This window comes from Xanthomonas sp. SHU 308 (assembly GCF_000364645.1).
GTDB lineage: Bacteria > Pseudomonadota > Gammaproteobacteria > Xanthomonadales > Xanthomonadaceae > Xanthomonas_A > Xanthomonas_A sontii.
Genome location: NZ_AQOK01000352.1, coordinates 1 through 3,845 on the forward strand (window position 1 = coordinate 1; position 3,845 = coordinate 3,845).

The following is a 3,845-nucleotide window of genomic DNA, read 5'->3' on the forward strand; positions in this document are numbered from 1 at the left end:
TTCCTGATCGTGCTGCGCAAGCGCTGAGCATGGCCGCGTCTGCCGCCCCCATCGACCTCTGCCTGGAGGGTGCGCGCGTCGCGCACGCCTGTGGGGCGGTGCACGCGCCGCTGGCGCTGCGCGCCGGCCGCATCGCCGCGGCGGCCACGCCGGCCGCGCTGCGCATCGATCTGCACGGGCAGTTGGTGCTGCCCGGCTTGATCAACGCCCACGAGCATCTGCACGTCAATGCGGTGCCGCCGCTGCCGCAGGCTGCGCCGTTCGCCAACAGCTATGCCTGGATCGACGCCTTCGCCGCGCATTTCCGCACGCCGGCGGTGACCGCCGCGCTGGCCCTGCCCAAGTCTTTGCGGCTGCGCCATGGCGGGTTGAAGAACCTGCTGGCCGGGGTGACCTGCGTGGCCCATCACGATCCCTGGCATGCCGCGCTGGACGCGGCCGACTTCCCGGTGGCGCTGCTGCGCGATTTCGGCTGGAGCTACACCTTGCACGGCCCCGACTACGGACCGCCGCTGGCACAGAGCTTCGCCGCGGCGTCCGCCGCCGGCTGGCCGTGGATGATCCACCTGGCCGAAGGTACCGACGCGGTGGCCGCCAGCGAACTCGCCGAGCTGGAGCGGCGTGGCTATCTGGCGGACAACACGGTGCTGATCCACGGCGTGGGCCTGGGCGCCGACGACGTCGCCCGCGTGCTCGCCTGCGGCGCGGCGGTGGTGTGGTGCCCGAGCAGCAACCTGACCCTGCTCGGACGCACCCTCGATCCGCAGCGCCTGAGCGCGGCCGGGCGCCTGGCGCTGGGCAGCGATGCGCGGGTCAGCGGCGGCCGCGACTTGCTCGAGGATCTGCGCCTGGCTGCCACCCACGGCCTGGACGCGACCCAGGCACTGCGCCTGGCCACGACCGCCGCGGCCGACATCCTGCGCATGCCGGATCGCGGGCATCTGGCGCCGGGCGCACACGCCGATCTGCTGATCGTCGCCGACCGTGGCGGCGCGCCTGCCAACAGCCTGGTCGGGCTGCCGCGCAGCGCGCTGCGCGCGGTGGTGCGCGATGGCCGGCCACGCATCGCCGATCCCGATTTCGCTCCATGGTTCGCCGCGTCCGGCGTGGACACGGTGCCGGTGACGCTGGACGGCGTGCCGAAGCTGCTGGCCGCAGATCTCGCCGACCCGGCGCTGCTCGCGCTGGAGCCGGGCCTGGAAGTCCAGATTGCGCCGCCGCGTTCACGCCTGACCCATTTGTCGCAGGCATGCCCGGCATGAGCGCCGTCACGACCCTCGATCCGCTGACCGCCTATGCGCTGTGGGCGGACAGCTACCCGGCGCAGGCGCACAACCCGGTGATGCAGGCCGAGCAGCGCGCCATGCTGGCCTTGCTGCCGCCGTCGTTGCGCGGCCAGCACGTGCTCGATGCCGGCTGCGGCAGCGGCCGCTACCTGCTGCATGCGCTGCAGCGTGGCGCCGGGCACGTCACCGGCGTGGACCTGTCGCCGCAGATGTTGACGCGCGCCGCGCAGGAACTGGCCGAGATCGACGCCGGCCGCTACACCTTGCGCGAAGGCAGCCTGGAGGCCTTGCCGCTGGCCGATGCCAGCACCGACCTCAGCATCTGCGCGCTGGCGCTGGGACATCTGCCGCAGTTGCCGCTGGCCCTGGCCGAGTTGCGCCGCGTCACCAGGCCCGGCGGTTGGGTGCTGTGCAGCGACGTGCACCCGATCGGCCCGGCGCTGGGCTGGCGCCGCGACTTCAAGGCCGGCGGCCAGCGCTACGCGGTGCGCCACACCCAGCACCTGTACAGCCACTGGCACGCCGCCTGCGCCGCGCTCGGGCTGGTCATCGACGCGGTCAGCGAACCGATGCTCGACCCGGCCGACATCCCCGCCGGTGCCCATTTCGATCCCGCTGCATTGCAGGTGCCGGTGGCCCTGGTGCTGCGCCTGCGGCGCCTGCCGTGACCCCCGTCCTGCGTCCGCACCGTATGTCCTCCACATCGAACACGCTGCTGGTCAATCCCACCATCACCAAGCCGTCCAGCGCCCGCTTTCCGCTGTCGCTGCTGAACCTGGCGGCGGCGCTGGATCGCACGGGCGACAGCCGCATCATCGACGGCAACGTCGACCGCGACTTCATCGACCGCAGCCTGCAGGCGCTGCAGGAGCAGCGCTTCGATGCGGTCGGCATCAGCGTGATGGGCGGGCCGCAACTGGCACCGTCGATCGCCCTGTCGCAGGCCATCCGTGCGCGCTTCCCGGCGCTGCCGATCGTCTGGGGCGGCTATTTTCCCACGCTGTACCCGGACACCGCGCTGGCCGCGCCGTACGTGGACTACGCGATCCGCGCGCAGGGCGAGGACACCTTGTCGGAACTGCTGGCCGCCTTGCGCGGCGAGGGGCCGACGCTGGCGCAGGTCGACGGGCTGTCCTGGAAGCACGACGGCGCCGTGGTGCACAACCGCAACCGCGCGTTCCAGCGCGGCGACGCGCTGCCATCGCTGCCGTACGAGAAGCTCGGCGATCCGCGCCGCTATCTCGGCCGCACCTTCCTCGGCCGCCGCACCGCCTCGCACCAGGCCGCGCTGGGCTGCCGTTTCCGCTGCACCTTCTGCGGGGTGGCGGCGATGTTCGGCGGCGCCACCGCCTTGCCGACCGCGGCCCGCCTGGAACGCGAGCTGGGCTATCTGAAATACGGCCTGGGCGCGGACTCGATCCAGTTCTTCGATCACAACTTCTTCGACCGCGAAGCCGACATGATCCCGCTGCTGGAGGTGATGGCGAAGCTGGAACTGCCGTGGTGGTGCTACGCCCGCGCCGACGCGCTGCTCAACCTGTCCGAGAGCACCTGGAAGCTGGTGCGCAAGAGCCGCCTGCGCATGGCCTACATCGGCGCCGAGTCGCCGAGCGGGGCGATGCTCAAGGAGATCCGCAAGGGCACGCGCCCGGACCAGACCCTGGAAGTGGCCGAACTGTGCCGGCGCAACGGGGTGATTCCGGAGCTGTCGTTCATGGTCGCGCCGCCGCAGGACAGCGAACGCGAGACCGAGCAGACCTTCGAGTTCATCCGCGAGCTGAAGCGGATCAACCCGCAGTCGGAAATCATCGTCTACGTGTATACCCCGCTGCCGGACAGCAGCCGCCACGAGAAGGACCGCGGCCGCCGCGCCGGCACGCCCTTGCTCGACCGCGACGGCGTGCCGGTGCAGTTCCCGCGCACGCCGGAGGAGTGGGCGCAGCCGCAGTGGGTGGACTACGCCTGCCACGCCGATGCGCCCTGGCTCACCGATGCGCTGCGCCAGCGCATCCGCGATTTCGTCACCGTGCTCGGCTGCCGCTATCCCACCGCGCAGGACCAGCGCTCGCCGGGCTGGGCCAAGCGCGGCCTCAGCGCGCTGGCCGCGTGGCGCTACCGCTACCGGCGCTACGACCGGCCATGGGAACTGAACCTGGCCAACCGGCTGGTGCGCCTGCACCGGCCGCAGGTATCCGGGATCTGAGCATGGACGGCAACGTCGACCGCGCCGTGCATGCCGTGCAACTCAACTTCGTGCCGTTGCCGGACGGGGTGACGCCGGAGCAGGCCTTCGCGCTGTGGCCGTCGCTGGCCGACATCGCCGAGGCGGTGGCCAGCGCCGGCACCCGCGTTTCGGTGATCCAGGCCGCCGCGGTCGATGCGTACCTGCAGCGCAACGGCGTGAACTATCACTTCGTGCGCCGTGCCGAGAGCGGGCGCCGGCGCCATCTGCGCCGCATCGCCGCGCTGCTGGCCGAGCTGGAGGCCGACGTGGTGCACGTGCACGGCCTGCAGTTCGCGCGCGAGGCGGCGACGCTGGCGCGCTGGCGGCCGTCGCTG

3 protein-coding genes and 1 pseudogene are annotated in these 3,845 nt (G+C 72.0%); all 4 read left to right on the top strand.

Translation table 11 applies throughout. The features are described 5' to 3' along the window. Positions 1-29: 29 nt before the first annotated feature. The gene (locus D588_RS0112335) at positions 30-1,262 is read left to right on the top strand and encodes an amidohydrolase family protein (protein WP_017916208.1); all 1,233 of its coding nucleotides are present in this window, start codon (positions 30-32) and stop codon (positions 1,260-1,262) included. Then, positions 1,259-1,954 carry a class I SAM-dependent methyltransferase gene (locus D588_RS0112340; RefSeq protein ID WP_017916209.1) on the top strand — a complete coding sequence of 232 codons (696 nt, stop codon included), beginning with the start codon at positions 1,259-1,261 and terminating at the stop codon, positions 1,952-1,954. Before D588_RS0112335 ends, D588_RS0112340 begins: the two co-directional genes overlap by 4 nt. Positions 1,955-1,977: 23 nt before the next feature. Continuing rightward, positions 1,978-3,489 (top strand): radical SAM protein, encoded by a 1,512-nt coding sequence (locus D588_RS0112345; protein WP_017916210.1) that lies wholly within the window; start codon positions 1,978-1,980, stop codon positions 3,487-3,489. A 2-nt stretch (positions 3,490-3,491) separates the two neighbouring features. Next, positions 3,492-3,845, top strand: a pseudogene (locus D588_RS24665) (glycosyltransferase family 1 protein); the annotation flags it as partial.